Origin of the sequence: Affinundibacterium fentianense (assembly GCF_018139545.1) — a bacterium.
Lineage (GTDB): Bacteria > Pseudomonadota > Gammaproteobacteria > Burkholderiales > Burkholderiaceae_D > Undibacterium > Undibacterium fentianense.
The window spans coordinates 108,261-135,150 of sequence record NZ_JAGSPJ010000002.1 but is presented as its reverse complement, the minus strand read 5'-3'; the positions used below and the strand labels follow the sequence as shown (position 1 = coordinate 135,150).

The 26,890-nt window shown below is 45.4% G+C and carries 20 protein-coding genes; 13 read left to right on the top strand and 7 right to left on the bottom strand.

The window, feature by feature from the left end:
* The first annotated feature begins 447 nt into the window (after positions 1–447).
* The 9 genes from rplM (at position 448) to glcF (ending at position 8,616) form a co-directional block, all read left to right on the top strand.
* On the top strand, positions 448–876 hold the full coding sequence (gene rplM, locus KDM90_RS05465; RefSeq protein WP_189346784.1) for a 50S ribosomal protein L13: 429 nt from the start codon (positions 448–450) through the stop codon (positions 874–876).
* Positions 877–885: 9 nt separating this feature from the next.
* Positions 886–1,278 carry a 30S ribosomal protein S9 gene (gene rpsI / locus KDM90_RS05460; protein ID WP_186890750.1) on the top strand — a complete coding sequence of 131 codons (393 nt, stop codon included), beginning with the start codon at positions 886–888 and terminating at the stop codon, positions 1,276–1,278.
* 230 nt (positions 1,279–1,508) lie between these two features.
* Positions 1,509–2,546 carry an N-acetyl-gamma-glutamyl-phosphate reductase gene (gene argC / locus KDM90_RS05455; RefSeq protein ID WP_212674600.1) on the top strand — a complete coding sequence of 346 codons (1,038 nt, stop codon included), beginning with the start codon at positions 1,509–1,511 and terminating at the stop codon, positions 2,544–2,546.
* 51 nt (positions 2,547–2,597) lie between these two features.
* Positions 2,598–3,275, top strand: coding sequence for a DUF6776 family protein (locus KDM90_RS05450; RefSeq protein WP_230409628.1), 678 nt, complete (start codon positions 2,598–2,600; stop codon positions 3,273–3,275).
* 109 nt (positions 3,276–3,384) lie between these two features.
* Positions 3,385–3,771, top strand: a complete 387-nt coding sequence (locus KDM90_RS05445; protein WP_212674598.1) for a bactofilin family protein — start codon at positions 3,385–3,387, stop codon at positions 3,769–3,771.
* A 58-nt stretch (positions 3,772–3,829) separates the two neighbouring features.
* On the top strand, positions 3,830–4,180 hold the full coding sequence (erpA, locus tag KDM90_RS05440; protein ID WP_212674597.1) for an iron-sulfur cluster insertion protein ErpA: 351 nt from the start codon (positions 3,830–3,832) through the stop codon (positions 4,178–4,180).
* Positions 4,181–4,377: 197 nt separating this feature from the next.
* On the top strand, positions 4,378–5,844 hold the full coding sequence (locus tag KDM90_RS05435; protein WP_212674596.1) for an FAD-linked oxidase C-terminal domain-containing protein: 1,467 nt from the start codon (positions 4,378–4,380) through the stop codon (positions 5,842–5,844).
* A gap of 30 nt (positions 5,845–5,874) precedes the next feature.
* Positions 5,875–6,939, top strand: coding sequence for a glycolate oxidase subunit GlcE (gene glcE / locus KDM90_RS05430; protein ID WP_212674595.1), 1,065 nt, complete (start codon positions 5,875–5,877; stop codon positions 6,937–6,939).
* An 18-nt stretch (positions 6,940–6,957) separates the two neighbouring features.
* Positions 6,958–8,616, top strand: coding sequence for a glycolate oxidase subunit GlcF (glcF, locus tag KDM90_RS05425; RefSeq protein ID WP_212674594.1), 1,659 nt, complete (start codon positions 6,958–6,960; stop codon positions 8,614–8,616).
* Between the two features lie 330 nt (positions 8,617–8,946).
* Here the strand turns inward: glcF and KDM90_RS05420 are convergent, their stop codons facing one another.
* The 4 genes from KDM90_RS05420 to glk form a co-directional block, all read right to left on the bottom strand.
* The gene (locus tag KDM90_RS05420) at positions 8,947–9,558 is read right to left on the bottom strand and encodes an OmpW/AlkL family protein (RefSeq protein WP_212674593.1); all 612 of its coding nucleotides are present in this window, start codon (positions 9,556–9,558) and stop codon (positions 8,947–8,949) included.
* A gap of 343 nt (positions 9,559–9,901) precedes the next feature.
* Entirely contained in the window at positions 9,902–11,248 is a 1,347-nt protein-coding gene (locus KDM90_RS05415) for an alpha-amylase family glycosyl hydrolase (protein WP_212674592.1), read from the bottom strand.
* Positions 11,248–13,227, bottom strand: coding sequence for a glycoside hydrolase family 13 protein (locus tag KDM90_RS05410; RefSeq protein WP_268977734.1), 1,980 nt, complete (start codon positions 13,225–13,227; stop codon positions 11,248–11,250). Before KDM90_RS05410 ends, KDM90_RS05415 begins: the two co-directional genes overlap by 1 nt.
* 4 nt (positions 13,228–13,231) lie before the next feature.
* A complete protein-coding gene (gene glk, locus KDM90_RS05405; protein WP_212674590.1) occupies positions 13,232–14,242 on the bottom strand; it encodes a glucokinase in 1,011 nt (336 codons plus the stop codon).
* Positions 14,243–14,898: 656 nt separating this feature from the next.
* On the opposite strand from glk, the gene KDM90_RS05400 reads away from it, so the two are divergent.
* From KDM90_RS05400 to KDM90_RS05390, 3 genes are all read left to right on the top strand, one after another.
* Complete coding sequence (locus KDM90_RS05400) at positions 14,899–16,836, top strand: glucokinase (protein ID WP_230409627.1); 1,938 nt, start codon at positions 14,899–14,901, stop codon at positions 16,834–16,836.
* Between the two features lie 267 nt (positions 16,837–17,103).
* On the top strand, positions 17,104–17,367 hold the full coding sequence (locus tag KDM90_RS05395; RefSeq protein ID WP_212674589.1) for a hypothetical protein: 264 nt from the start codon (positions 17,104–17,106) through the stop codon (positions 17,365–17,367).
* A 684-nt stretch (positions 17,368–18,051) separates the two neighbouring features.
* Positions 18,052–18,324, top strand: a complete 273-nt coding sequence (locus tag KDM90_RS05390) for a hypothetical protein (protein ID WP_212674588.1) — start codon at positions 18,052–18,054, stop codon at positions 18,322–18,324.
* A 40-nt stretch (positions 18,325–18,364) separates the two neighbouring features.
* Here the strand turns inward: KDM90_RS05390 and KDM90_RS05385 are convergent, their stop codons facing one another.
* Entirely contained in the window at positions 18,365–20,161 is a 1,797-nt protein-coding gene (locus KDM90_RS05385; protein ID WP_212674587.1) for a GspE/PulE family protein, read from the bottom strand.
* A gap of 82 nt (positions 20,162–20,243) precedes the next feature.
* Positions 20,244–23,354, bottom strand: coding sequence for a bifunctional diguanylate cyclase/phosphodiesterase (locus KDM90_RS05380; RefSeq protein ID WP_212674586.1), 3,111 nt, complete (start codon positions 23,352–23,354; stop codon positions 20,244–20,246).
* Positions 23,355–24,116: 762 nt separating this feature from the next.
* On the opposite strand from KDM90_RS05380, the gene KDM90_RS05375 reads away from it, so the two are divergent.
* The gene (locus KDM90_RS05375; RefSeq protein ID WP_212674585.1) at positions 24,117–25,316 is read left to right on the top strand and encodes an alpha/beta hydrolase-fold protein; all 1,200 of its coding nucleotides are present in this window, start codon (positions 24,117–24,119) and stop codon (positions 25,314–25,316) included.
* A 443-nt stretch (positions 25,317–25,759) separates the two neighbouring features.
* Here KDM90_RS05375 and KDM90_RS05370 read toward each other — a convergent pair whose 3' ends face one another.
* On the bottom strand, positions 25,760–26,878 hold the full coding sequence (locus KDM90_RS05370) for an SEL1-like repeat protein (protein ID WP_212674584.1): 1,119 nt from the start codon (positions 26,876–26,878) through the stop codon (positions 25,760–25,762).
* Between the last annotated feature and the right edge of the window lie 12 nt (positions 26,879–26,890).

Below are 26,890 nucleotides of genomic sequence, written 5' to 3'. Positions count from 1 at the left end.
GAAAAGGTGTCGAAAAGCAGTACTGCTAGGCGCATTTTTTAGTACTTTCTAGATTGCATTAAGTTTCTCTAGCAGAACAGTCCTTGATCGCCTACTATGCAAATTCAGATTTCGTGTGAGTTGTTTTATCTCTCTTCACGCATCTCCTCCGTCACTCCACGTGACTTATTCCCGAAGCTAAGTCTTCGGGTTTTTTTTGGGGGGCGTGATTGAATCAAGCAAAAAGTAGAAGCGCGTACGTGCAGAGGAAGCATTACATTCCGTTGAATTTTTGCTTAAAACATAAACAGTGCTTGCACTAAGTCTTTGAAAATACTATAATTTCCGATTCTCTGTTCGCCCAGGAGAAAATTTAACAAGGGAGCGTCTGCTACGCGCGGCTAGTCCGAGTAATAGCAGAACCACCGAAATCAGGGTGTTTTTTATCTTTTTTATTTAGGATTCAACATGAAAACCTTTTCCGCTAAGGGCCATGAGGTTCAGCGCGACTGGTTCGTGATTGACGCGACAGACAAAGTTCTCGGACGTGTTGCCAGCGAAGTGGCACTCCGTTTACGCGGCAAGCATAAACCAGAATTTACACCACACGTAGACACAGGCGATTTTATCGTTGTTGTTAACGCAGCTAAACTGCGCGTGACTGGTACTAAAGCTCTGAACAAAGTTTACTATCGTCATACTGGATACCCAGGTGGTATCTACGAAACGAACTTCCAAAAAATGCAAGCTCGCTTCCCAGGTCGTGCATTAGAGAAAGCTGTTAAAGGCATGTTGCCAAAAGGCCCACTCGGTTATGCAATGATCAAGAAGTTGAAAGTGTACGCAGATGCAACACATCCGCATGCAGCTCAGCAACCACAAGTACTCGACATCTAAGGAATAGCCATGATCGGTAATTACAACTACGGAACTGGCCGTCGCAAGAGCGCAGTTGCTCGCGTATTCCTGAAAACAGGTAGCGGCAAGATTGTTGTCAACGGCAAACCAGCTGACGAATATTTCTCACGTAAAACTGGCTTGATGGTTATCCGTCAACCATTGGAATTGACAAATCACCTCGAAACATTCGATATCATGATCAATGTACACGGTGGTGGTGAATCTGGCCAATATGGCGCGGTTCGTCACGGTATCACACGTGCTTTGATCGACTACGATGCAACTTTGAAATCTGAATTGTCCAAAGCTGGCTTCGTTACTCGTGATGCTCGTGAAGTTGAACGTAAAAAAGTTGGTTTGCGCAAAGCACGTCGCGCAAAGCAATTCTCCAAGCGTTAATTTGCGTTTTTGCAAATTTTGCTGGAACAAAAAACCGCCAAATTTTGGCGGTTTTTTTTCGCCTTGAAAAAAACAATTCCATCCTACATCTAACAGTTGTGAACAATTTTTAGTAAGGCTGTTTTACTGAGTGTTTCGGTGGAAGAATTAGTCTATTGGGGATTCAGGTTTCGGCTGCTAGAATGCATGCATATTTCTTTCATGCTATTTGCTTTAGTTTAGGATAAAAAATGATCAAGATTGGTATTGTTGGTGGAACGGGTTATACCGGCGTTGAATTGCTGCGTATTCTTGCTACCCATCCACAGGCGCAATTAACCGCAATTACTTCGCGTAAAGAGGATGGTGTCCCTGTCGCTCAGATGTATCCGTCTTTGCGTGGACGAGTTGATCTTGCTTTTTCTTCTCCGGATAAAGCAAATCTGAATGCATGTGATGTCGTTTTTTTTGCGACGCCGCACGGCGTGGCAATGGCGCAAGCGCGCGAGTTGTTAGATAACGGTGTCAAGGTCATCGACTTAGCCGCTGATTTTCGCATGCAGGACGTGGCGCAATTTGAAAAATGGTATGGCATGGAGCACAGTTGTAAAGATTTGTTGTCCGAAGCAGTTTATGGTCTACCAGAATTGAATCGCGAGAAAATTAAAAAAGCCCGCCTGATCGGCAATCCGGGTTGTTACCCGACCACGATGCAATTAGGTTTTGCGCCTCTGCTAAAAGCAGGTGTGATCGATGCGGGAAATTTGATCGCTGATTGTAAATCGGGCGTGTCAGGAGCAGGACGCAAAGCGGAAATTGGTATCCTTTTTTCAGAAACCAGCGATAGTTTCAAAGCCTATGGAGTCGCAGGACATCGACATACTCCGGAGACTATCGAACAGTTACAAACGATGACCGACAAGGAAGTGAGTTTACTGTTTACGCCGCATTTAGTCCCGATGATCCGCGGCATGCATTCCACCCTGTATGCACAATTGAACCAGGACATCAGCAATGAAGCATTGCAGGCATTATTTGAGGATGCCTATAAAGATGAGCAATTCATCGATGTCATGCCTTTTGGGTCACACCCTGAGACTCGTTCAACGCGTGCGTCCAATATGCTCAGGATCGCGCTACATCGCCCTGGAAATGGCAAACACGTGGTGGTTTTGGTTGTACAGGATAATTTGGTAAAAGGTGCTTCTGGGCAGGCGGTACAGTGCATGAATATCATGTTTGGTCTCGCAGAAGAAACTGGTTTGCAGCACGTACCAATTAATCCCTAATTGACTATGCCTCTTTCGAAATTTTTTCGTCGACGCATAACTGCGTCGAAAATGACGATTAACCAGCATTTGCCATGGCCAATTAAAGTTGCCCTGTTTGCGGTGGTGATTGGTATCGGCGGTGCGATTGCGATGTGGACATACGATCTGGGGCGAAGTTTTGCATTCGGTCCTAAATTTTCACCCGAGCAAATGTCTGAGCTACAAGAGAAAGTGAGCAGTTTGACTGCAGAGCGCGATAAATTGTTAGCCACAGCGGCAACAATTGAAAGTCAGCAAAATATCGAAAAATCTATGCAGAAGCAGCTAGCTGACCAAATCAATGCATTAACAGCGGAAAATAATAAGATTAAGGATGATCTCGCTTTTTTTGAAAGTCTGATGCCATCAGCGAATAGACCTCAAGGGATTACTTTGCAGAAAGCTAAAATCGAGCTTGTGGGTAACCAATTGCGCTACCGAACTTTGGTCATGCAGGGGGGGAAAGCGGTACGAGAATTTTCTGGTGAAATGCATATCAGCTTGACACTAGTACAGGACGGTAAACCTGCTATGATGGAATTCCCTGACCCTCGATCGGGTGAGTCGGCGAAATTGAAACTTTCATTCAAGCACTATCAGCGGATGGAAGGGCAAATCACGCTACCTGAAGGTGTCACGGTGAAATCGGCACAAATGACAGTTCTCGAAAAAGGCGAGTTGCGTGCAAAACAGAATGTGAGCCTCTGAAGGTTACTATGTTTAGTGGCGAACATTGACTGTGGTAGTTGGGAAAACACGCAAAGGCAGCTCTTTTATTATTAAAACTGTCAATATTCTAAAAATTTGAGGAGTTTGCATGTTTAATCGTAAAAGTAAAAGTACTATCGATAGCTTAATTGGAGCAAGTACCAACATTGAAGGCGATGTGCATTTCAAAGGCGGACTGCGAATTGATGGGCACATCAAAGGAAATGTGATTGCTGAAGCGGGTATTTCCAGTATTTTGGTCATCTCGGAACAGGCAGTTATTGATGGTGAGGTGCGCGCCGGCCATGTTGTTGTGAACGGTGTGATCAACGGCCCAGTTATCTCGACGGAGCTCATAGAATTACAAAGTAAAGCGCGCATTTCTGGCGATGTGCACTATAAGGCGTTGGAAATGATGAATGGTGCGCTTGTTTCAGGAAAACTTGCTCATGATCAAATTGCAGAGCCAGTTCTGAAGTTGGCAGCATCCAACTAGAATTGTATTTAAAGACTATAATAGAGACCTGATTTGAATTAACGAGCAGGAGCCAATTATGAACGCTGTTACAGATATGCCAAGCCCAATTATCTTCACGGACAGTGCCGCTTCGAAAGTGGCACAATTAATTGAAGAAGAGGGCAATCCTGATTTGAAATTACGTGTATTCGTGCAAGGTGGCGGATGTTCGGGCTTTCAGTATGGATTCACGTTTGATGAAGTGACGAACGAAGACGACACTATTATGGATAAAAATGGTGTGCAGTTATTGATCGACGCGATGAGTTATCAATACTTGGTTGGCGCCGAAATCGACTACAAGGATGATTTAGAAGGCGCGCAATTCGTGATTAAAAATCCGAACGCTCAATCAACTTGTGGGTGTGGGTCTTCATTCTCTGTGTAATTGCAATGCCGCTTGAACGTAAAGGCGGAGAGTAATTTATCTAAATTGTTTGAATGTAGTGACAGCACTTAAGCATGGACAAAAAAAGACGCAGTGGCGTCTTTTTTTTATGGTTTAAGAGATTCTCTATCCTAAAATCTCAGACACAAGCTACACTCAATGAGCTTGCTGAAATTGGCGCAAAATTGAGGAATGGAATGACGAGACAAACCCGACATCAAGCGTTCATTCTCGCCCTAAAAAAGGGGCTGCCGCAACATTGCGTATTGTCGGATGAAGAGGAATTGCGGCCGTATGAATGTGACTCACTCAGCACCTATAAACAACTTCCTTTGGCCGTAGTGATTCCTGAAAGCGAATCGCAGATCATCACCATCTTGGCGCTGTGCCGTCAATTTCAAATTGCAGTCGTGCCTCGCGGTGCGGGAACAGGATTGTCTGGTGGGGCAACACCAGTGCTTGACGCAATCGTATTATCAACGGCAAGACTCAACAAAATCCTAGCACTGGACCCAGTTGGTCGCGTGGCGCACGTTCAACCTGGCGTGCGCAATCTCGCCATTTCAGATTCGGCGGCCCATGTCGGCCTATATTATGCTCCTGATCCTTCATCGCAATTGGCCTGTAGTATAGGCGGGAATGTGGCAGAGAATGCGGGTGGCGTGCATTGCCTCAAGTATGGATTGACTGCACACAATGTATTACGAGTCCGAGTCGTGATGATGGATGGCGAAATTCTTGAATTAGGAAGCCAAAGTCTCGATAGCCGAGGTTTAGATTTGTTAGGTCTGTTTATTGGCTCCGAGGGCTTGTTGGGGATAGTCACAGAAGTGACAGTGAAATTATTACCCAAGCCGCAGATCGCTCAAGTCATTCTGGCGTCGTTTGAGACTGTCACCCAAGCTGGAAATGCGGTTGCACAAATCATTGCTGAAGGCATCATTCCAGCGGGTTTAGAAATGATGGATAACACATCAATCCGAATGGTTGAGCCGTTTGTGCAAGCTGGCTATGACCAACAAGCCGCTGCGATTTTATTGTGTGAATCTGATGGGAACGCAGAAGAAGTCGCAGAAGAAATTTTACGCATGAGCGATGTCTTGCAGCGTGCGGGCGCGAGTCAATTGACGGTTTCCTCCAGCGATGTAGAACGCGCGACGATTTGGTCTGGGCGAAAAAATGCGTTTCCAGCCGCAGGTCGGATATCCCCCGACTACTATTGTGTTGATGGCACTATACCTCGTAAATATTTGGCACAGGTGTTAGAGGCGATAGCGTTAATGCAGGATAAGTACGGGATGGTTTGTGCCAATGTTTTTCATGCTGGAGATGGTAATTTACATCCACTCATTCTATTCGACGCAAATCACGAAGGTGCGTTTCAGCGAGCAGAAGCCTTCGGTGCCGAAATTCTGGCCTTGTGCGTTCAATTAGGTGGCACGATTACTGGTGAGCATGGTGTTGGCATCGAAAAATTAGATTCGATGTGTGTACAGTTTTCAGATGCGGAATTACAGACTTTTATGGCGATCAAACAGGCGTTTGATCCCGCCCAACTTTTGAATCCAAGTAAAGCTATCCCTAGTTTGCATCGCTGCGCAGAGATGGGGCGTATGCACGTTCGCGCAGGATTGACTCGATTCCCTGAGCTACCGAGATTCTAATGGCGTCTTTTGATTTGAAATGATCCAAGTATGAATTCAGTCTTACAAGCTTTCCGAGAGCAAATTTTGCAAGCCAATAAGGAATCTTCGCCTTTGCGAATTCAGGGTAGCGGAAGTAAGCAGTGGTATGGCAAGCCGGTTTATGGTGAGGTTCTTGATACCCGACTCTATTCAGGAGTCATCGCTTATGAACCGACTGAGTTATATATCACAGTGCGAGCTGGAACACCTTTGATTGAGGTCGAAAAAGTATTGCAAGAGCGAGGTCAGATGCTAGCCTTTGAACCGCCGCATTTTGGAGAGAACGCGACGGTTGGTGGAATGCTTGCCGCGGGGTTCTCTGGTCCACGTCGAGCGTACGGTGGCGCTGTGCGTGATTTTGTTCTAGGAATCACGATGATGAACGCTCAAGGGGAGTGCTTGAAATTTGGTGGGCAGGTAATGAAAAACGTAGCCGGGTTTGATGTATCGCGACTCTTGGTTGGATCGCTCGGCGTTCTCGGATTAATTTTGGATATCACATTGAAAGTGATGCCACGTCCCCAACGTGAGACTAGCTTGGTATTCGCTATGTCTGAGCCTGATGCATTGCGCCAATTGAATCGATGGGCAGCGCAAGCATTGCCGATTACTGGGAGCGTTTTTCACGCTGGACGCTTGGTCTTGCGTCTTTCAGGTTCCGAGTCCGCCTTGAGATATGCTCGACACCGTCTTGGTGGCATAGAGTTTGATTTGGCAGATGCTTTCTGGTTACAGATACGCGAGCAACAACACCATTTTTTTATGGCGGAAGAGGGCCTCGCGTTGCTGCGACTGTCGATGCCTTCGACTGCCCCATCTATTCCAACGCGTGCTAAGACTTTGATCGAATGGGGGGGAGCACAAAGATGGGTATGGACACACGAGTCTATCGATACGATTCGAGAGCGGGTCAAAAATGTGGGAGGACATGTGACGCAATTTCGGTATGCCAATCACCAACAGCCCGTGTTTGAACCTATGGAGACGGCTCTCCAGAAAGTACATTTGCGGATCAAGCACGCGTTTGATCCTAACGGAATTTTCAATCGCGGCCAATTATTTTCCGATTGTTGAATTGGACATGACCTGATTATGCAAACCAAAATAAGCCAAGAATTCCAAGATAAACTCGCTGGTCAAGAGGCCGAACAAATTCTGCGTCAATGTGTTCATTGTGGAATGTGTAATGCTACTTGCCCAACCTACCAGCTATTAGGTGATGAATTAGATGGGCCAAGGGGACGGATTTATTTAATCAAGCAGGTATTAGAAGGGCAAACTCCAACTCAGCGAACCCAAACCCATTTAGACCGATGCTTGACCTGTCGCAGCTGTGAAACGACCTGTCCTTCGGGTGTGAAGTACGGACGCCTCCTAGAGATAGGCAGGGAAATAGTTGAGAAGAAAGTTGGTCGCAAGTGGACCCAGAAGATTGTACGGGCGGTTCTCAAGACGGGATTAAGTAACCCTAGACTGTTTCAGCATGCATTAAGTTGGGGACGCCAGCTTCAAGTTGTGTTGCCAGAGCGCTTAAGTAAAAAAATTCCGGTGCGAGAAGTAAAGACCTCTTACCCAGAAACGAAGCATACGAAACAAGTGATTTTATTGGATGGCTGTGTTCAAGGCAGTCTTGCACCGAATATAAATGCGGCGACTGCACGTGTATTAGACCGTTTTCAAATTCAAAGTCGGGTCGTCCCAGAGGCGGGTTGTTGTGGTGCCATCCGTTTACACTTAAGTGATATCGACACCGCGCGAGAAAATGCCCGAAGAAACATTGACGCGTGGTGGCCATTGATTGGTAATGAGACCGTACAGGAGGAGTCGATAAGTCACATACTCATGACGGCATCGGGATGTGGTGTTATGGTGAAAGATTATGGGAATTTACTCGCACACGACGATGTTTACGCTAGCAAAGCAAAAAAAATAAGTGAGATGACGCTCGATTTGAGTGAATTTTTACTCATCCAATTCTCCAATCAGCGTCTTCAATTCCAGGCACGTTTGACTGAATCGATAGTTTGGCATGCTCCGTGTAGCCTACAGCATGGACAAGCGATTAAAGGAAAAGTTGAATCGATTTTTCATCAACTCGGGGTCGTATTGCAGAGCTGCCAAGACAGTCATTTGTGCTGCGGCTCCGCGGGTACCTATTCGATATTGCAATCGGATCTCGCACGGCGTTTGCGTGATAATAAACTTAGCAATTTGCTCGCAGCGAATCCTGATCGCATTGTCAGCGCCAATATGGCATGTCAATTACATTTGGCCAGTGGAACCAGCAAACCAGTCGTTCATTGGATAGAGGTGTTGGACCAAGCATTGCAAACAAAAAACTTAACAATCACATCCGTCGCACTTGAGGGCAAATCAGAGATGATGCTCGAACCTGTCATACCAGCAGCGATGGTGTCGACAGATCGATCAGAGGAAAAAACAAGTGCGTTACCTGGCCCGCTTTCTTTAACGCAGCAAGTAGAGGATACTGAGCCAATTCAACACAGCATCTCAAAGAAATCTTCAAGTGCGCGTCGGAAAAAAACGATACAAGAACCCAATTCGAAAAGCGCGATGCAAGCAACTGCATCGCTTGAGAATAAGGAGTCGCACGCGAAGGGCGGCGGCAAGACGCAGTCCCTTTCAAAAGGGAAAAATAAGTCAAAGCCAAGTCCTAAGCAGGTAACGGAAATGAGCGAGCAAGCGAGTTTGACCAAGAAGAATCGATCAAGCCGTTCTAAGAAAAGCTGAACTGGTGTTAGGTGTGCTTTTTAAGCTGTGCTCAGCATGTAGACAGTCAGCAAAACATGCGAAATCAAAGCGTGCGGTACATGACGAAATCGATTCGCCGACGTGCAAGTGTTTTGATCGAAGAACTGTCGGAAATCGAATAATCTTCTTTCAGAATTTAATTTCCATGCACTTCCGATCCTACAGCTAGGTGCATTCAATTCCAGTCGCATAAAAAAAGCCATCAGACCGTAAGGCATGATGGCTCAAATTGTCGGTGAGATCGCTTTCAGCAAAACTCACACAAAACAATGGTAAACACTTAGGTGTTTCGCTTACAAACTCACTTGCTTAGAAGCGATAGCCAATACCAATTGCAACCAATACTGGATCAACTTTAACAGCACTGACTTTTGCACCAGCAATATTCACATCGCTACGGATCTGTACTTTCTTCACGTCTAAATTCAAAGACCAGTTTTTATCGAGTTTAAAGTCCACGCCCGCTTGGAAAGATAAACCGAAACTACTGCTTTCCAATCCACCTTTACCAGCTAACAAATTGACTTTTGAAATGTTTGTGTAGTTCACGCCCAAACCTAAATACGGATTGATGTCGGCGTTTGGTGCGAAGCGATATTGTGCAGACAAAGTAGGTGGCAAATGCTTGAACGTACCGATATTTGCACCGTCCAAATAAACATCATGTTTTTGTGGATAGGTCAAAATCAATTCAGCAGAAACATTGGGTGAAAAGAAATAGCTAATGTCGAATTCTGGGATTGTTTTTTTGCTGACAGTAATACGATCAGACGCGCCTGTTCCACCAACTGGATCTGAACCATTTGCTGGGCTGATATTGACTACGCGGCCACGCACCAACCATGGGCTTTCTTGTGCCATTGCTTCTGCGCTGACAAAACCAACTGCTGCTAAAGAGAGTGCTAAAACGAGCTTTTTCATTTTGATTTTCCTTGGTTATGAATGGTTTAAATAAAAATTTCCTTAACTTGATGAAGACAGTTTAGTTGCGCAGTGCAACATCTCACTTGAGCTAAATCAAATTTCGTGGTGCACTCAGTTCAAAATAAGGAGGTCAGAAGTGAAACTTTGTTTTAGCGCAAAAAAAACGCCAGTTTTAAGGCTGGCGCTTTCTTTTTACAACAATGGGTATTGCATTTCGCTTTTTTTTTGTAAGGACTGTGGTCGACTTTACCGATTCGATTGAGTCCTCTTTGAGATTCTTGGTATGACTTCACTACTTTGATTCACGACGCTATTTTGTAGCGCCGTAGTCGTCTTTACTTCATTTGACGAATACTTTGTATTCCCATGGTTTCAGTTCAAATTTGACTTGCTCGCCGTGGGGAGCTTTGGCAGCCGTATTGAAATCACTTAGTCCATTTTTTGCTAAAACTCCTTTGATCTCAGCAGTTTGGGCTTTCGGTGATAAGTTAAATATAGCGACAATTTTATGTCCAGCCTTTTCACGTGAGAACGCAAAGACTTGATCGTCGTTACCTGTATTGAGGCGCTGCATTTCACCGCCTTCCAGGCCATTCCATAAAGCCTTGTTTGTCTTCTTTAACTGAAATAACTTGGTGTATAACTTTTTGAAAGGATGGGGTTTCCATTCAATCGGATCACGGTCGAAGAAGTTCAGCGCTTTGTTGTTCCCCGCTTCTTGTCCGCTATACATGAGTGGCATTCCTTTCATTACATTCGAAAGCACCAAGAAAGTTTCGACCGCATCGCCAAGACGAACAAATTCAGTTCCTTCCCAGCTATTTAAGTCATGGTTCGTAATATGCAACATGCGATAGGAATTCGGGTGGTAATTTTTCTCCTCACCATTCAAATAAGCATCGAGGTCCTTCACAGACTTTTTGCCTTGAGCGATGTCGTTGAACAAATCCTTGTATTGCCAACCGTACGTCATATCAAACGCTTTCTCTTGCAGCTCGAACTCATGCGCCTCGGCGAGCATGAATACCTTTTTCGTTTTATCGAGCTCTTTGCGCGCGTCATTCCAGAAGTCAGTTGGTACCATGGCAGCGACGTCGCAGCGGAACCCGTCAATATTGTATTCAGTGAGCCAAAAGCGCATGGCTTCAACCATTTCAGTACGAAGCGCTTTGTTGCTATAGTCGAGTGCGATCACGTCCGCCCAATCTGGCACTGGCGGGACAAATTTTCCATCTTTATCTTTCTTGTAATATTCGGGATGCGTTTTAGCCCAAGGGTGATCCCAAGCAGTGTGGTTCGGTACCCAATCGATAATGACATACATCCCTTGCGCGTGAATTGACTTCACTAATTTTTTGAAGTCGGCCGGTGTGCCAAATTCAGGATTGACACCTCGATAGTCGCGCACAGCGTAGTAACTACCGAGTTTGCCCTTGCGATTGACTTCACCGATAGGATTGATTGGCATAATCCAGATCACTTTGACGCCCATTTTTTTTAATTCAGGGAGATATTCCTCGAATTTTTGGAAGCTGCCTTCTTTTGAGTGCTGGCGAATATTTGCTTCGTAAATTGTTGCGTTCTTCGTCCAAGCTGGATGGATTACCTCGGATTGGGTCTGTGCCGCCGCTGGGACGGCGCTAATCGCACCGACCCCGAGAAGGAGTGAAAAGATAAGATGTTTCATTATTGTCCTCGTACGTTCATTGGGGGGAGTGAAAACAACTCGAGAATCAGGGCTGATTTACCTTGCACCCGCATGATGGGTTCGAGCTGAATTGTTTGATCTAGGAGAATATTGTTGGCACTTTGGGCGTCTTGAATGATTTCGCGGAAGCGCTCCGTTTGCAGTGCGACTTCTTTCTCATTACGATTGATTACGATCATGATCTTTTGTCGTCCATCGAAACGGAAGTAAACATAGCAGTTGTCTTGGGGGATGAAGTGCAGGAGCTTGCCTCCGTGCAGTGCCGACTGCTGCTTGCGCCAATTAAATAGGCGACGTGTGAATGTCTGCATCTCAGATTGTGCTGGAGTGAGATTGGTGCCGATGAATGCATTCACTTCATCGTCAGACCAGCCGCCCGGAAAGTCACCGCGAACCTTGCCATCATCACGCTGCTTTGGGCTCGTCATCAAAATCTCTGCACCATAAAACATTTGTGGAATGCCACGCAAAGTCGCGAGCATGACCATCGCCAATTTATTGAGGGCGAGATCTTCATTCAGTGCAGAAAAAATGCGAGGGGTATCATGGTTTCCCTCAAAAATCGTCAATTGTTCAGGATGTGGATAGATAAAGTCATTGGCGATAGTCTCATACATGGTCATCATGTCCGCTGGCTTAATGGCGTCGCCGACTAGGCTTGTATGCAATGCTTGATAGACCGGAAAATCCATCATGCTCGGCATTGCTGAGCGATAGCCGTCGCGGTTTTCATTACCCCGTTGCCAATAGGCGACGACATTGGGATTCATGCTCCATTCTTCACCAACAATAGTCATGTTAGGATATTCCTGCATGATGCGGGCTGACCAGCGTGCTAGAAACTCTTTATTTGAGTACGAGTAGGTATCGACACGTAAGCCGGCGAGATCTGCGTACTCTATCCACCAAACGGCATTCTGTATCAAGTAATTGGCAAGAAAAGGATTCCGTTGATTCAGATCGGGCATCGTCTTCACAAACCATCCATCTGCAAATTGATTCAAGTCAGATTTTGCTGCATGGGTATCTTGAATCGTGCTACGGATGTGATTGGTTTCGGTATATTTTCCATCCGAATTCAGCCAGTCCTTACTAGGTAGATCTTTCATCCACCAATGATTTGATCCGATATGGTTTAACACGACGTCCTGAACCATACCAATATTCTTTTTTCTGGCTAGCGCAACTAGCTCGCGATAGCTTTGATTGCTACCGAAACGAGGATCAATTTGATAAAAATCGGTTGCCGCATAGCCGTGATAAGAATTAATCGGCTGAGCGTTTTCTAGCATGGGTGTCGGCCACAACATCGTGAAGCCGAGTCCAGCAATATATTCTAGGTGTGCTGCGATACCTGCGATATCACCACCGTGGCGACCACCAGGAATATCACGTGCAAGTTTATCGCTGTAGCCATTAACACTGTCGTTGCGAGGATCACCATTAGCAAATCGATCCGGCACGATCAAATAAATTGCATCACGATTGCTGAATCCTTGACGTTGAGCTGACCCTGTACGGCGCTGCTGCAAATTGAAAGTTTGCGTGGCTAGAATTCGCTTGGAGTTGTTGCTTTGCTTGAATAGAATCTGCAGTTCACCTGCCTTTGCATTCGAGCCAATATGCAAGTCGATAAACAAATAATTTCGATTGTCACTTCGATGAACTTGACGAATCGTGACCCCGGGATAGCGAATTTCGGGCGTAAGGTCTGCGATATTCTTTCCATGTACCATCAGTTGTAACGTAGGGTTTTTCATTCCTATCCACCAAGATGACGGCTCTAGGTGGCGAACTTGATAGCTAGGCGATGGATGCGATGAGCTCGGAATTGCTTGACTTATCTCTGCGAGAAAAAGCAAAGCAAAAAAAAATACAGCGCCGCCGAGCGCGCGACATAGTGGGGCTAGTCTCGCGCTTCGTAAAGTGATGATAGGAGGAGTCAAACGGCGCTGCATAGGGCTAAGCTTCACTCTGTTCGATAGCAAAAGCTGCACCACTTAAAGCAGCCAATGTATCAATAATCAATGCAGTGGGAATGTCTTGGAGGTAGGCGTGAAAACGACCTTTCGCCTCAAATTTTTCTCGGAATCGTGAATGAAAGAAAAAATCGCCCAGGCGCGGGACGATTCCACCGCCAATATAGACACCGCTTCGCGCTCCAACAGTTAGTGCGATGTTGCCGCAAAAACTGCCGAGTAATGCGCAAAAGCAGTCCAGTGTTTTAACGCACACCAAATTGTCACCTGATAAACCCAGCTCAACTATACGTTCCGTGCTGAAGTCTTGGGGAAGATCCCCCATCGTTTTCGCAACTGCCCGATACAAAACCGGAAGTCCAATTCCTGATAAAAGTCGCTCTGCGGAAACATGAGGAAACTCGCAGCGTGCATTGCTTAATACATGGGATTCAAAGTCATCCGTTGCCGCAAGTGTGGCATGTCCACCTTCGCCTGGTATCGCTATCCAACCATGGCGGGTTTGTATCACTGAGCCTACCCCAAGACCAGTGCCGGGTCCGACGACAGCGAGAGTGCCGCTCTGTTCAGGAAGGCGATCATGGGCGCGGATTTGCTCCGGACTCAAGCAGGGTAGTGATAAGGCGAGTGCTTCGAAGTCATTTAATACTAAGAACTGATCGAGTTTTAAGGCGGATTTCACAGCAGCTTGGGAGAAACTCCAATGGCTATTCGTAAAGCTAATTTGGTCTTGACCAACCGCAGTTGCTACAGCAAATGCTGCGCAATGCGGTGTTTTGAACTCTTCCCCTAATTTCGCATGGAGGTTCGCTAAATATGTTTGGCTGGCCGCGATGGGTGTTGCGAACTCATGTACGGCCAAGGTTTGAACGTGTTCAACACCTTGATTAGGGCCTGCAACCCAACCAAAACGGGCATTACTGCCACCTATATCTGCGACTAGCCATGGATATGGAGAGGTGTTTCGTGATGTTGAGGATGAGACAATATCCATTACAAATTATTCCTGTCATGATTTTGCGCGAAACGATGGGAAGTCATTCAAGGCATTCATTGCGATTCCAGTCAGCAATTTCAATTAGCTAAGAATTTTTGTTTTATCCAACGAGCGTAAAAAATAAGCGTGATATATTGAGGTGAATGTAGCAAAACTACATAATTCATGCAATTACTTTTTTCAGGATTGCCGGAAAAAATGGGAAAGTGTCGTTTTCCAAATTCGAAATAGGTGTTCATACACGGTATGTAGTTTTGGAATGTGCATGAAAATTGTACAAATAACTAGATAAGAAGCGTAAATCTTGTCTATGAAGACGGCGATAGCAATATGAAAGTGGTGCTATCTTGATGGGCATCGTTATCTTCCATTCTGAAAATAGTGATAAAAAGAGCGCTGCAAACAGTCTAGTTTGGTATGTTTTGTAATAAAGGAGTGAAGTGTTCTGTAGTCTAGTTACATGAGTTTATGTTTTTGTCCTGAGCTTAGGTGATTTATCCAGAATTCAATTTGCATATTTCCAATGTCCTTCTAGTCAGACTACAATGGAAGCATGCTTGTTGAGATGATCACTCGTGCCGCACTGCCAGCGAAAATTCGGGTGCCCTGATCGAAAATTGGCAGCGAGTTCCTTCTTTCCTTAGAGTTTTCTTATGACGACTATGCAAGCGCCCAAACCACAAGTTTTGCAACATGCAACGCCCCATTTATTGGCCGATATTGGCGGCACCTATGCGCGTTTCGCCTTGGAAGTCAGCAAAGGTGATTTTCAACAAGTGCGTTCTTTGTTATGCGCGGATTACCCTGACTTTTACTCTGCGGTGAAAGCCTATCTCGAAAGCTTGTCGGGGGTGCAGATTGAACATGCTGCGGTGGCAATTGCGAACCCAGTTGATGGTGATTTGGTCAGTATGACGAATTATCATTGGCAGTTTTCAATTGAGGATATGCGTCAAAAATTGGGCTTCGACACCTTATTGATCGTGAATGACTTTACCGCCTTAGCGATGGCGCTGCCGCGTTTGGGCGCCCAAGACGTCCAGCAAATCGGGCAAGGCGAGGCACGCAAACATAGTGTGATTGGTTTATTGGGACCCGGTAGTGGATTGGGAACGTCTGGTTTGATTCCTTCTGGGGATGGTTGGATCTCTTTAGGTTCGGAAGGTGGACATACCAGTTTCGCACCCCGCGATGAACGTGAAATCGTGATCTTGCGCTACGTTTGGAAGCACTTTGAACACGTGTCATTTGAAAGATTGGTTTCAGGACCGGGTCTAGAATTGATTTATCGAGCGCTTGCAGAGCATGCAAATCAGACACCCCGTGAATTAAGTGCGCCAGAAATTACTCAACATGCATTGGAGTGCAATGATCAGCAATGTATTGATGCCCTTGATGTGTTTTGTGCTTTATTGGGCACCGCTGCTGCGAATTTGGCGGTGACACTTGGTGCGATGGGAGGTATTTATATTGGCGGTGGGATCGTACCGCGATTAGGTGACTACTTTGCGCGCTCAAGTTTCCGTACTCGTTTTGAGCAAAAGGGTCGATTTAGTCGATATGTTTCAGCGATTCCCACCTTTGTGATTACTGCCGAGCATGCAACCTTCATTGGCGCCGCTGCGATTTTGGATGCACAACTTAAGACTCTGAGCGCTGAGCCAGGCTCAGCTATTCTTGGACAGATTCGTCGGATTCGCGCGGATTTATCTCCAGCGGAATTGCGGGTGGCAGACCATGTTTTGGCGCATGCACGGGCGGTCGTGAATGACCCAATTGCTGATATTGCTCGTGCCGCTGATGTGAGTCAGCCCACGGTGATACGCTTTTGCCGATCGCTCGGCTGCGAAGGTTTGTCCGATTTTAAACTGCGTTTGGCATCTGGCTTGACCGGCACTGTACCTGTGACGCATATCCAGGTCACGGATGATGATTCAGCATTGGAGTTGGGAGCGAAGGTTCTGGGCAATACAGCATCATCGATCTTACAAGTGCGTAGTCAATTAAATCGTGACATGATTGAACGCGCGATAGAATTGATTGGGCGTGCCAATAAGCTTGAGTTTTATGCCATTGGACACTATGGCGTCGTCGCGCAGGATGCGCAATTTAAGTTTCTGAGATTGGGGATTCCAAGCATTGCGCACACTGATTCTCGCTTGCAATTGCTATCGGCGAGCGTACTGAGCGAAAAAGATGTTGTGGTCATCAGTAGCAGCAGCGGACGTTTGCCGGAGTTATTGGAAGTCGCGGAAAAAGTACGTGAACGCGGTGCTAAGATTATTGCAATTGCTGCGAGTCATTCCCCTCTGATTCGTAAAGCGGATGTGGCATTGATAGTCGATCACGTGGAAGATGTGACGACACATTTGCCAATGGTCAGTCGAATTTTGCATTTGTTGGTTATTGATATGCTGGCTGTTGGGGTAGCAATGGGGCGCAATCCGGGTGCTGCAAGTTTGATGCAAGGTGAAGCGGATGAACGTTTAGATGAGGCGCGACCGGTCGAGAAAAAAGCCAGCGCCAAAAATCAAGCACCTGGGGTCAGCCTCGCATCACCATTTGCAAAGCTGACCTCGCATAGTCGATGAAGGGCGCGCACCACACCAATTTCCCTAAGTAATAGTTTGTCTAGTGGTATCGATAAATTCGATTTGCCGCTTCTCTGAAGCGGCATTTTTGTTATTTGATCCGTGACTTTCTGCACTTCGTCGCATAGTGCTAGAACTTGATTCTAAGCTTGATTACAGTACATCCATCGAAACCCAATTCGATAAATCAAGGAACAAGATGTCGACAGCAGCACTGCACCTTTTGCTCCTTATTACTCATCATTAAATGAATCAGGAGAAATTATCATGAAAACACTTACTGCAACTGCCATTGTTTCTGCCGCTTCCGCTTGTGTCTCTTCGCTGATCTTTGTTGGGATCCTCAATGTTGCGACAACTAGCCAAGTTGAAGCGTCACCTATCCCAGTGCAAACGGTGACAGTGCGCCATGCTCGTATGACAGAAGCGGAAAAACTGGCATATGATCAAGAAACTGCAATGTTTCAAACTGTGGTGATCAGTGCAAAGCGTTTGACTGCAGAGCAAAAAGCAGCAATCTCAGCTGAGTAGAGCGACCAGTATTAGATACAGAGTATGTCTATGTATCCGTAAAAGAAAATTGACGGTTTTAAGTCCGCGTGCCGACCTTTAAAACCTGTGGCGTAGTGGCGTCAACAAATCAACGCGTTTGAATTTATCAAGGTGTTGAAGCGTAGTGATCCGACCTTCTTCAGGCACGCATTCTTCCTACTATTCTTATCGAACATCCTTTCTAAAAGCCAAGGCCCACTCTCTTTTGGGGATTGGTAGCTTACTTGAGAAGTCTATCTCTTCCTTGTCTATCCTTGTGGGTGATTCACTAAATATCAAATGCGTTTTTAAGATCGCCTTGCCCGCCAATGTACGCATGCCATATTCGGTATAGACGATTCTCTTAAAACGGACAGGGTACATTGTGCTCAAGTTGAAATGCGGGTGAGATATGCAGTCAAACGAGATCGATCTAAGTCAATTTTGAACGCGAGAGACGATGTCAATCGCCCGTATGTTGCGCTTAGGATTCTGCATTGAGAGGGTATTTTCTGTCGTTGATTCCCGTCTTTTTGCGTTTCGTCGCATCGCGCTGGTGATTGACATTGGGCTTCGCTAAAGTACACACATCGAAACACAAATCGATAAAACAAAAAGCGAAAGAAAGACATCATATCCGACTAATTTTCGCTTCTTTTCTAGTGTTAATTTAGGAGAAATATCATGAAAACATTCACAGCTACAGCAATTGTTTCCGCCGCTTCTGCTTGCTTAAGTACATTGATTTTTGTCGGCGTTGTGAACGTCGCAACCAGCGCTGATGTAGGTGCGAGTGTCGCACCTGTTCAATCAATTACAGTCAGTGCAAAACGGATGAGTGATGAAGAAAAATTGGCCTACGATTTGGAAATGTCGCAAATGGTGGTGACTCAAGTTGTGGAGATTCGCGCAAAACGTTTGACTGCAGCAGAAAAAGCGACAATGACTGCCGAATAAACTACCGAGATCAATGATGTCGGTATCATTGCACAGTGACTTACATACATGCTCGATAGATTTCACTGATTGAGGTGCGCTGAAGTCTTGCGTGTAACACGGCATTGTCAGCAATCGAAGTCATTCCTTGTGTGAGTGCGAGGCTAGCAAGACGCTCTGCAGAGACATCACTTTGAATTTCCGCCCTGATCGTATCGTCGATGATCATCAATTCATAGATGGCGAGACGTCCGGAAAAACCTGTGAAATGACAATGTTCGCAGCCTTTCCCTCGATAAAACACCTCATCGTTTGATAAACGCAAATGCGCGCGCATCAAGGGAGTCACGGGCTCAATTTCTAAACAATGTGGGCAGTTTTTTCTCACCAAACGTTGTGCCAAGATACCAATGACGGAAGCACGAATGAGATAGGGATCCATGCCCATTTCCATTAGACGGATCACACTGCTCGCCGCATCGTTTGTATGCAAAGTGCTGAACACCAAGTGTCCGGTGAGGGCGCTCTCCATGGCGATTTTACAGGTTTCAAGATCGCGCATTTCTCCAATCATGATGACATCTGGATCATGCCGCAAAATGTGACGAAGCGCCTGCGGAAAGCTAAATTGAATTGCTGGAATGAGCTGAATTTGGCGCGTACCTGATAATTCATATTCGATCGGGTCTTCAATTGTGATGATATTCACGTTTGACTTCGCCACTTCAAGCAAGGCAGCATACAAAGTTGTGGATTTCCCCGATCCAGTCGGTCCTGTGACCAGAATAATTCCGTGTGAGCGATGTAGTAAATCGTGTAAATTCGCCTCGTCATGCGGTGCAAATCCGATGGCATCGAGGGTTCGTAAACCTTGATTTTTGTTTAGTACCCGAACTACGATGCTTTCGCCAAATTGAACAGGAATAATCGAAATGCGTAAGTCGATTTTATTGTTGTCAAGGCGATAGGTAATTCTCCCATCTTGAGGTAAACGGCGCTCTGCGATATTGAGTCGGGCGAGGATCTTAATACGGCCGACGACCGCAGGAAGTAAGCTCTTCGGGTATTCCTTTATCTTAAGCATACTGCCATCAATGCGATAGAGCAGATCAAAATGCTTGGCCTCAGGGCGAATATGAATATCCGAAGCGTTTCTAGTAATGGCTTGCTGCAAAATCGATTCGACGAGCTTGACGATAGGTTGCTGTTTTGCCATAAATTCAGCATCGCTGTAGGACTCGGGATTGTCTTCCTCAAGGTCTAGCGTTTCTTCGAATAATTGCAAGCCGTCGTCTTCTGATCTTTGTAGATAGCATTGATCAATCCGTGATTGCACCGATTTCGCATCAGCAATCACATTGATTAAATTTTTTTGACACAGGAAGCGTATGAAATCATAGGCCTGAGGAGGCAGTAGATGGGAAGTGCAGATGACGAGGCTCTCCCGATGCAGCATGACAGGCAGCACTTGGTAACGCTGTGCAATCTCGGGCGTAATGAGGATCAATGCTTGCGCTTCAAATTCGAACTGATCTAAGACTAAGCTTGGAATATCCAGTTGATCGAGTAAGGCTTTTTCAAGTGATTCTTTTGTCAGAAGGTTTGATTCGAGCAGGACTTCTCCTAGTTTCTTTGAATCCGAGTGGCGTACGATGGATAGAGCGTCGCGTAGATTTTCCGGCGTGATCAACCGTTCGTTGAGTAAGTACTGTCCCAAGCGTTCGTGGCTCAACCCTGTTTGCAAGTCGAGTAAATGCCTGAGTTCATTCAGATTATGAGCTAATGGGCGAGCGCGATGGTGTGGGATCTGCATGATGAAAACGGAAGGTTGAGCCGATACAATGGGAGGTTCATGCATCAAATCATGCACCAATTTTCATCAGCGACATTGCGACAACGCAAGTTATCGCGTATCGCCACCCAGAATCTGACTCTCCCCGTTATGCATTCGGCACAGACGGATTGTTGTGTCGCAAGAATGTCATCAATTGATCGGCCGGAATTGGACGAGAGAGTAGATAGCCTTGTGCGAAATCGCAATCCATCTGCTTTAGGATGGTCAATTGCTCTTCAGTTTCCACACCCTCTGCAATCACTTGCATACCGAGTTTATGTGCCATGACGATAATCGCCTCGCAAAGTGCAAATTCAGATGAATCTAGCTTTAGACTTTGGGTGAACGACTGATCGATTTTGAGATAATCGACGTGGAATTTTTTTAGATAAGATAATGAAGAATAGCCCGTACCGAAGTCGTCAATCGCTACCTGTATCCCAGCATCACGACATTGCAAAAGACTATGGCTAACACGGACATCATTGTTGATCAGTACGCCCTCGGTAATCTCGATGACGATACTTTCTCCTGAAATATTGGCTTCGTTCATTAATTCTAGCCAATGATGTTGGTCACCTCGATCTTCTAAAAATTGAACGGGAGACTTATTAACGCTAATTTGTACGCTTTGACCGAGAACGGTTTGGCAGGACTTGATTTGTTCCAATGTTTGCATAAAGACCCAATCGCCGATTGCGTGGATCATCCCGGTGTCTTCTGCAATAGGAATAAACTCTGCCGGTGAAACAAATCCCAATTCTGGATGCTGCCAACGCAGCAAAGCCTCGGCTTTGTAGAAATGATTTTGCCGTAAATCGAGAATGGGCTGGTAGTAGACATGCAATTGATTTTGGCGAATGGCGTGGCGCAAGTCGGTAGTGAGACGCATTCTCTGGGTCGCACTTTCCTGCATCGTTTTGGTAAAAAAGCGGAAACATTGGCGACCGCTATTTTTCGCTGAGTACATTGCTTGGTCTGCGTTCCGTGTTAACTCGACGACGGTGTTCGCATCGTCGGGATACAGTGCGATTCCAATACTCGCCGAGACATATGATTCGACGCCACCGATGACAAATGCTTCAGATAAATGGTCAATTATTTTTCCAGCGAGATTGGCGATATCAGCGCTTTGATGAAATCCCGTCAAAATCACGGTAAATTCATCACCACCGAGGCGTGCGACCGTGTCGTAAATACGTACGGAAGATTTGATGCGATCGGCTGCTTGAATCAGCAATTGATCGCCAACGTCGTGACCCAGCGTGTCGTTTACCTCTTTAAAATGATCTAAATCGATAAAGAGCAATGCAATCGTTTCGTGCTCACGCTTGGCTTTCTTTACATTCTCTTCGATACGGTCGTAGAAGAGTCGACGATTGGGGAGTTTCGTTAAAGGATCATAGTTCGCTTCAGTCCAAATTTTGGCTTCGACATTTTTCATTGCTGAAATATCGGTATGGGTACCCACCATTCGGATTGATCTTCCAAATTCGTCGGTGCTAACGACGATGCCGCGACCAAAAATCCATTTATACGAGCCGTCTTGGCATCGCATTCTAAATTCAGCGGCAAACTGCGATGTTCGATGTTGAATATGCTCCTCCATCTGATCGATAAGACACGCAAAATCATCAGGATGGATGAGTTGATAGATCTCCTCATAATTATTCGCGAATCGCCCTTCGCTATAGCCTAACATCTCCAAGTATCGTTTAGAAAAGTTACCCTTTTTCGAAATGAGGTTGATATCCCATACGCCGTCACCCGCACCTTCCAAAGCAAATTGCCAGCGCATTTCAGCTTCTTTGCGCTCAGTGATGTCATTGAAGTTGACGACAATTTGAAAAATATTTCCCGCCTCATCCAGCTCGGGAAATGCACTGACTTGGACCCAACAAGTCTCATGGTCGTCGGGACGCCGAATTCCAATCACCATTTCTGAAAAGGATTGCCGTGTACTTAGTGCTCGTTGGACTGGATAGTGTTCGGGGCTTAATCGTCTACCATTCTCGTCAGTAAAACACCACGCCGGATCAATCGCTACTTTTCCATGCAATTGATCTTCTGATAGACCTAATAATTCGGAGGCGCGTGAATTACTAAAAATAATGCGGCTATCTGGCGCGTGGACGACGATTGCCGTATAGAGTTTTTCTAAAATTGAACGATGCTGGTTTTCTGAATTGATCAAGAGTTGATGTTTCTCTTGTAATGCTTGTTTGCTGTCCTCAAGAGTCTTCATCGCAGAGTCATATTGGCGCCAAACATAGTCGACTCGTCTGACTAAAAAAAAGAGGGTGAGCGCGAATAAGCTAATTACCGCGATCGCTACTTTTAGCTGATTGTCCCAAGTTTGCAGTGCGATATCTAATTCAAGTCCGACATTCACCAGATAGCCATATTTGGCACTACGCTGGTACGAGTAGCTCCGCGTCAAAGGGTCAGTACTTGTCGCGTCACTAATGTAGTTGCCTTGGGTCGGATTCCTCTTGAATGACTGTTGAAATGGAAGTGATAAGCTGGCACTACCTATCGGAATCGGATTGCTGCGATCAAATGTAGTACGGGCAATCAGACGCAACTGTTGGTCGCGTAGAGCGATCGAACCGCCCGAGCCGATCTGAATTTTTTGAAAAAGTTTTTCTAAATCGTCTGTGAAGATTGAGGCGTACACCATGCCCCCGAACCGCCCGTCAGGCTTGTTTATTCTGCGAGCGAAAGTCCAGAGCCAACGTTTTGTAATCTTCCCAAACAGCGGTTCACTAATCGCTAATCCAAGCTGTGGGTTGTTTGCTAGTTCCTGAAAGAATTCGCGATCATTTAAATAGACGGGCTCTTGGTGACTGTCCGCGCCATGGATGACAAGGCCGTACTCATCGGTAATCCGCATGAAAGCGACATGCGGTACACGATGGGCTTGTGAGCTTAAGATGGCATTGATCGCATCACTCGACTTTGCGTATTGGATTTGATCGACGACCGAGAGGAGTGCGACATCAATTGTATCGATCATCCCATCGAAGGTTTGTTCAATCGAGCTTGCAAGGTTCTCAGTTGTCTTACGTGCCTGCGCATAGGCTTCATGTCGCAAATAGTTCAAAGTGACGACGGCACAAAAGATAAAAAACAGAATAACAAAGCTAACACCTAAGGCAAGCAGCTGTCGTTTGTTGTGTAATTGAGTGGGTGGAATTGAAAGATTGTTTTTATTCATGTTTGATAAGACCGACATCAAGCCGATCAAACGCAACGACCATTAATTGGAGTTTTAAAAGCAATGCGCGATTAGTCTTCACGCTTGGCAAATGCCGTTTTCGATATCATCCGCTTCGCCATTTTGGATATTCGACTATATTTCAAAATTTATCTAGTGAAATATTCCCCAATGCGGCAAGTTGAACACGCTACAGCTTCGCTGAGCAATAGATATTGAAGTAAGGGTAGATTTGGTGCGGCGCGGAAAAAATTATCTAATTCCTCTCTGCTTAGGTGTGTAACGAGTCCAACATCAAACACATGGTCGAGATTGACAGTGGTCATCTCAGCGTTACGAAGTGAGTAAATCAAAGTAATTGCGTGGACTTCCAGTGCTACTTTTCCGACGGCATCGTTTCTCGTGAGATTTTAATATTGTACGAACTAGAGTGTGTGTTGTGTATATTTAGCAACCCCCGCATGACCTAGTACCAGTTAGCGCCTTAGTATGCAGAATAAAAATCGACGACATTTTAAAAAACGATCTCTAGCCAAAATACATTTAATATAGGCCGATGGAGCTTTCTTCTGCACAAATTTACGCTAAAGTCGAGAAGAGGATCGCATTGGAGCTGCGCAGTGATTTTAATTTAACGGAACTTTATTAACGTGGAATTTACTAACTTCGTCAGCGCGCCTAGTTGCTATTGATACGAATCGATATCCTTTAATTCGTTCGTACTCATTCTGATTGATTTCGATACCATTGGATTAGATCCTTATGAAAAAACTTTTGATTTTGACTGCCTTACTTTGTGTCGTTCCTTTTCTCCACGCGCAAGAACAAAATCCTCTTGTAATCGGTTTTGAAGTCAATTCGCAGTCAGTCATGCTGCAAGCAGAACGAAAATTTTGGGTTCATTTGCCTGATGGCTACCAAAGAAACACAGTGCAACGCTACCCCGTTATCTATGTGCTCGATGGTGACTCGCAGTTTCGATCTCTAGTCGCGATCACAGAGCACTTGAGTGAATTGCGCCTTATTCCAAAGATGATTGTCGTTGGGATTATTCAGGGAGACAGAATGGTCGACCTGACATTTGGCAAAGACAAGGAATATTCTGGCGCGAGTGGTGGTGGCGATCAATTCTTAGATTACATAGAAAAAGAACTGGTTCCTTATGTTGACCTGACATATCGGACAGCACCTTATCGAACCTTTGTCGGACATTCGGTGGGTGGTTTAACTGTTGTCCATGGCTTGGTGCATCGACCTCAATTATTTCAAAATTATATTTCTCTCGAAGGTGCGCTTTGGTGGAACGGGCATCAAATAGTTAAAGATGCAAAAAGTCGAATGGCTACTTCTTCGCTGGCTGGAAAAACATTGTTCTTGGCGATCGCCAATCACATGGAAAAACCGGTAAGTCTAAAGCAACTTCGATATGATAAAACGAGTAGTAGCGATTTAGCCCGTGCCAATTTAGAGCTTAGCGATGAAATTGCCAAACACAAAAATTTAAATTTGCGTTTAGTTCAACGCTACTATCCTGAAGATAATCACAATTCTGTGACCTTACAGGGACAAATTGACGCGTTGCGTTTTATATTTGATTTTTATCCGCTGAAAATGGGTGAGAAAGATCGTGACAATCTTCGTTTCGATATCGTTCGTCATTTTTCGGCGCACTATCGAGATCTCTCTATGAAAATGGGATATACCGTCCGACCAGAAAGCGATGAGTTGGTCAATTTGGGTTATATGTTTTTAAACCGTAAGCAATTCGATAAATCCGAATATTTTTTTCAACAGTTAGTTAGCAATTACCCGAGTGATTCCAATAGTTATGATTGCTTAGGTGATCTGTATTTAGCCAAAGGAGATAAATCAAAGGCGATCGAGAGTTTTCAACGTGCCTTGGAATTCGGCGAAATGAAAGAAACGCGTGAAAAGCTGAACGCGCTTTTAAATCAACAATAAGGTGCCAATGGTGTCGATAGCTTGAAATTCGTTGTCGATATTTGTTCGAATGTCCGAGACTGAAAAGAATGGGACTCTGCACCTCTAGGTTGAGTGATGCAAGCAGTGTGCCCGCTATTTTTCTTTGCGTTTCACATAACAATATCAACTCAAACTGTCTCAAACAGTTTGATGTTGGCAGGAAAAAGACGGAGTTGAATCGAGGAATTTTGATAAAACAAAAAAGCCCTGTTATTGCTAACAGGGCTTTGTGTTCTGGTGGGATTGGTGGAATTGAATAGTGCCTGAAATCCTTTGCTGTAAATGAATTTGTGATTTTTTAATTCGATTTATACCAACATAGATACCAACAAAGACTTTTGCTTGGGTATTTAATCTCAGGGTAAGGAATAGATGTTGGTTTGTTTGAAAAAAACGATAATTTGAAAGTTGTTTTCTCGCACCTACTTGCGCGGTTTCCAATCACTTGCCTGTGCTTGTACGATTGCTCGTTGCTGTGGAGTCAATTTTCGTTCAACAATACTGAGATTCCTCGCTGTATCGGCATTACCTTTTGTATTCGCCAATAGCCACCAGAAATATGCTTGCTGTTCGTCTTTCTGGACGCCTTCGCCTTTAGCATACATTAAGCCGAGGTTGGTTTGTGCTTCAGTAACGCCTTGATCAGCCGCTTTGCGCAACCACATCAGTGCCTGCTCATTGTTTTTTTGCACACCTTCCCCAGTAGAATACAAAAAGCCGAGATTGTATTGAGCGTTCGCCACGCCTTGTTCAGCCGCCTTGCGAAACCAATTGAGTGCCTGTTGATTATCTTTGGGTACACCTTTGCCTAGGACATAGATTAAGCCAAGAGCATATTGTGAGTCGGCATCGCCTTGATCGGCCGCCTTACTAAACCAAAAGAGCGCCTGTTGATCGTCTTTCGGTAAACCATCGCCAGAAGAATATAAAACGCCAAGATTGCTCTGTGCGTCGGCATCACCTTGATCCGCCGCCTTACGAAACCAAATCAAAGCTTGTTGGGTGTCTTTCGGTACACCAAAGCCGTGAGCATACATCGCACCGAGATTGTATTGTGCAACGGCAATCCCTTGATCGGCGGCCTTGCGTAACCAAACGAGACCCTGTTGAATATCATTCGGGACACCTTCGCCATTAATATACATTGAGCTGAGGTTATACTGTGCCGTGGCTTCGCCTTGTTCGGCAGCCTTAACAAACCAAAGGAGCGCCTGTTGATCGTCTTTCGGCACACTTTCGCCTTTAGAGTACAGCAAACCGAGACTGCTCTGTGCGTCAGCATCACCTTGATCGGCGGCCTTGCGTAACCAAATGAGACCCTGCTGAATATCTTTGGGGACACCTTCGCCAGTAATGTACATTAAGCCGATGTAATGTTGTGCTTTGACATCGCCCGACTTTGCTAGCGGCATCAACTTTCGAAATTCTGCTAACAAATCATCCTTTTCATTCGCTATGACTGCTTCTTTCAATAGACTTGCTTGCGAAATGCTTGCAGAAGCAAGTGTAAGTACAACAGTCAACATTCCAAAATATCTCATTTAAATTCCCAA

Coding starts and splice junctions, on each gene's coding strand:
- KDM90_RS05395 (WP_212674589.1), top strand. CDS start 17,104: ATGAAAACACTTACTGCAACTGCCATTGTTTCTGCCGCTTCCGCTTGT.
- glk (WP_212674590.1), bottom strand. CDS start 14,242: ATGGATATTGTCTCATCCTCAACATCACGAAACACCTCTCCATATCCA.
- argC (WP_212674600.1), top strand. CDS start 1,509: ATGATCAAGATTGGTATTGTTGGTGGAACGGGTTATACCGGCGTTGAA.
- KDM90_RS05380 (WP_212674586.1), bottom strand. CDS start 23,354: ATGAATAAAAACAATCTTTCAATTCCACCCACTCAATTACACAACAAA.
- KDM90_RS05445 (WP_212674598.1), top strand. CDS start 3,385: ATGTTTAATCGTAAAAGTAAAAGTACTATCGATAGCTTAATTGGAGCA.
- KDM90_RS05410 (WP_268977734.1), bottom strand. CDS start 13,227: ATGCAGCGCCGTTTGACTCCTCCTATCATCACTTTACGAAGCGCGAGA.
- KDM90_RS05375 (WP_212674585.1), top strand. CDS start 24,117: ATGAAAAAACTTTTGATTTTGACTGCCTTACTTTGTGTCGTTCCTTTT.
- KDM90_RS05435 (WP_212674596.1), top strand. CDS start 4,378: ATGACGAGACAAACCCGACATCAAGCGTTCATTCTCGCCCTAAAAAAG.
- erpA (WP_212674597.1), top strand. CDS start 3,830: ATGAACGCTGTTACAGATATGCCAAGCCCAATTATCTTCACGGACAGT.
- rpsI (WP_186890750.1), top strand. CDS start 886: ATGATCGGTAATTACAACTACGGAACTGGCCGTCGCAAGAGCGCAGTT.
- KDM90_RS05390 (WP_212674588.1), top strand. CDS start 18,052: ATGAAAACATTCACAGCTACAGCAATTGTTTCCGCCGCTTCTGCTTGC.
- KDM90_RS05420 (WP_212674593.1), bottom strand. CDS start 9,558: ATGAAAAAGCTCGTTTTAGCACTCTCTTTAGCAGCAGTTGGTTTTGTC.
- KDM90_RS05385 (WP_212674587.1), bottom strand. CDS start 20,161: ATGCATGAACCTCCCATTGTATCGGCTCAACCTTCCGTTTTCATCATG.
- rplM (WP_189346784.1), top strand. CDS start 448: ATGAAAACCTTTTCCGCTAAGGGCCATGAGGTTCAGCGCGACTGGTTC.
- glcE (WP_212674595.1), top strand. CDS start 5,875: ATGAATTCAGTCTTACAAGCTTTCCGAGAGCAAATTTTGCAAGCCAAT.
- KDM90_RS05370 (WP_212674584.1), bottom strand. CDS start 26,878: ATGAGATATTTTGGAATGTTGACTGTTGTACTTACACTTGCTTCTGCA.
- KDM90_RS05450 (WP_230409628.1), top strand. CDS start 2,598: ATGACGATTAACCAGCATTTGCCATGGCCAATTAAAGTTGCCCTGTTT.
- KDM90_RS05415 (WP_212674592.1), bottom strand. CDS start 11,248: ATGAAACATCTTATCTTTTCACTCCTTCTCGGGGTCGGTGCGATTAGC.
- glcF (WP_212674594.1), top strand. CDS start 6,958: ATGCAAACCAAAATAAGCCAAGAATTCCAAGATAAACTCGCTGGTCAA.
- KDM90_RS05400 (WP_230409627.1), top strand. CDS start 14,899: ATGACGACTATGCAAGCGCCCAAACCACAAGTTTTGCAACATGCAACG.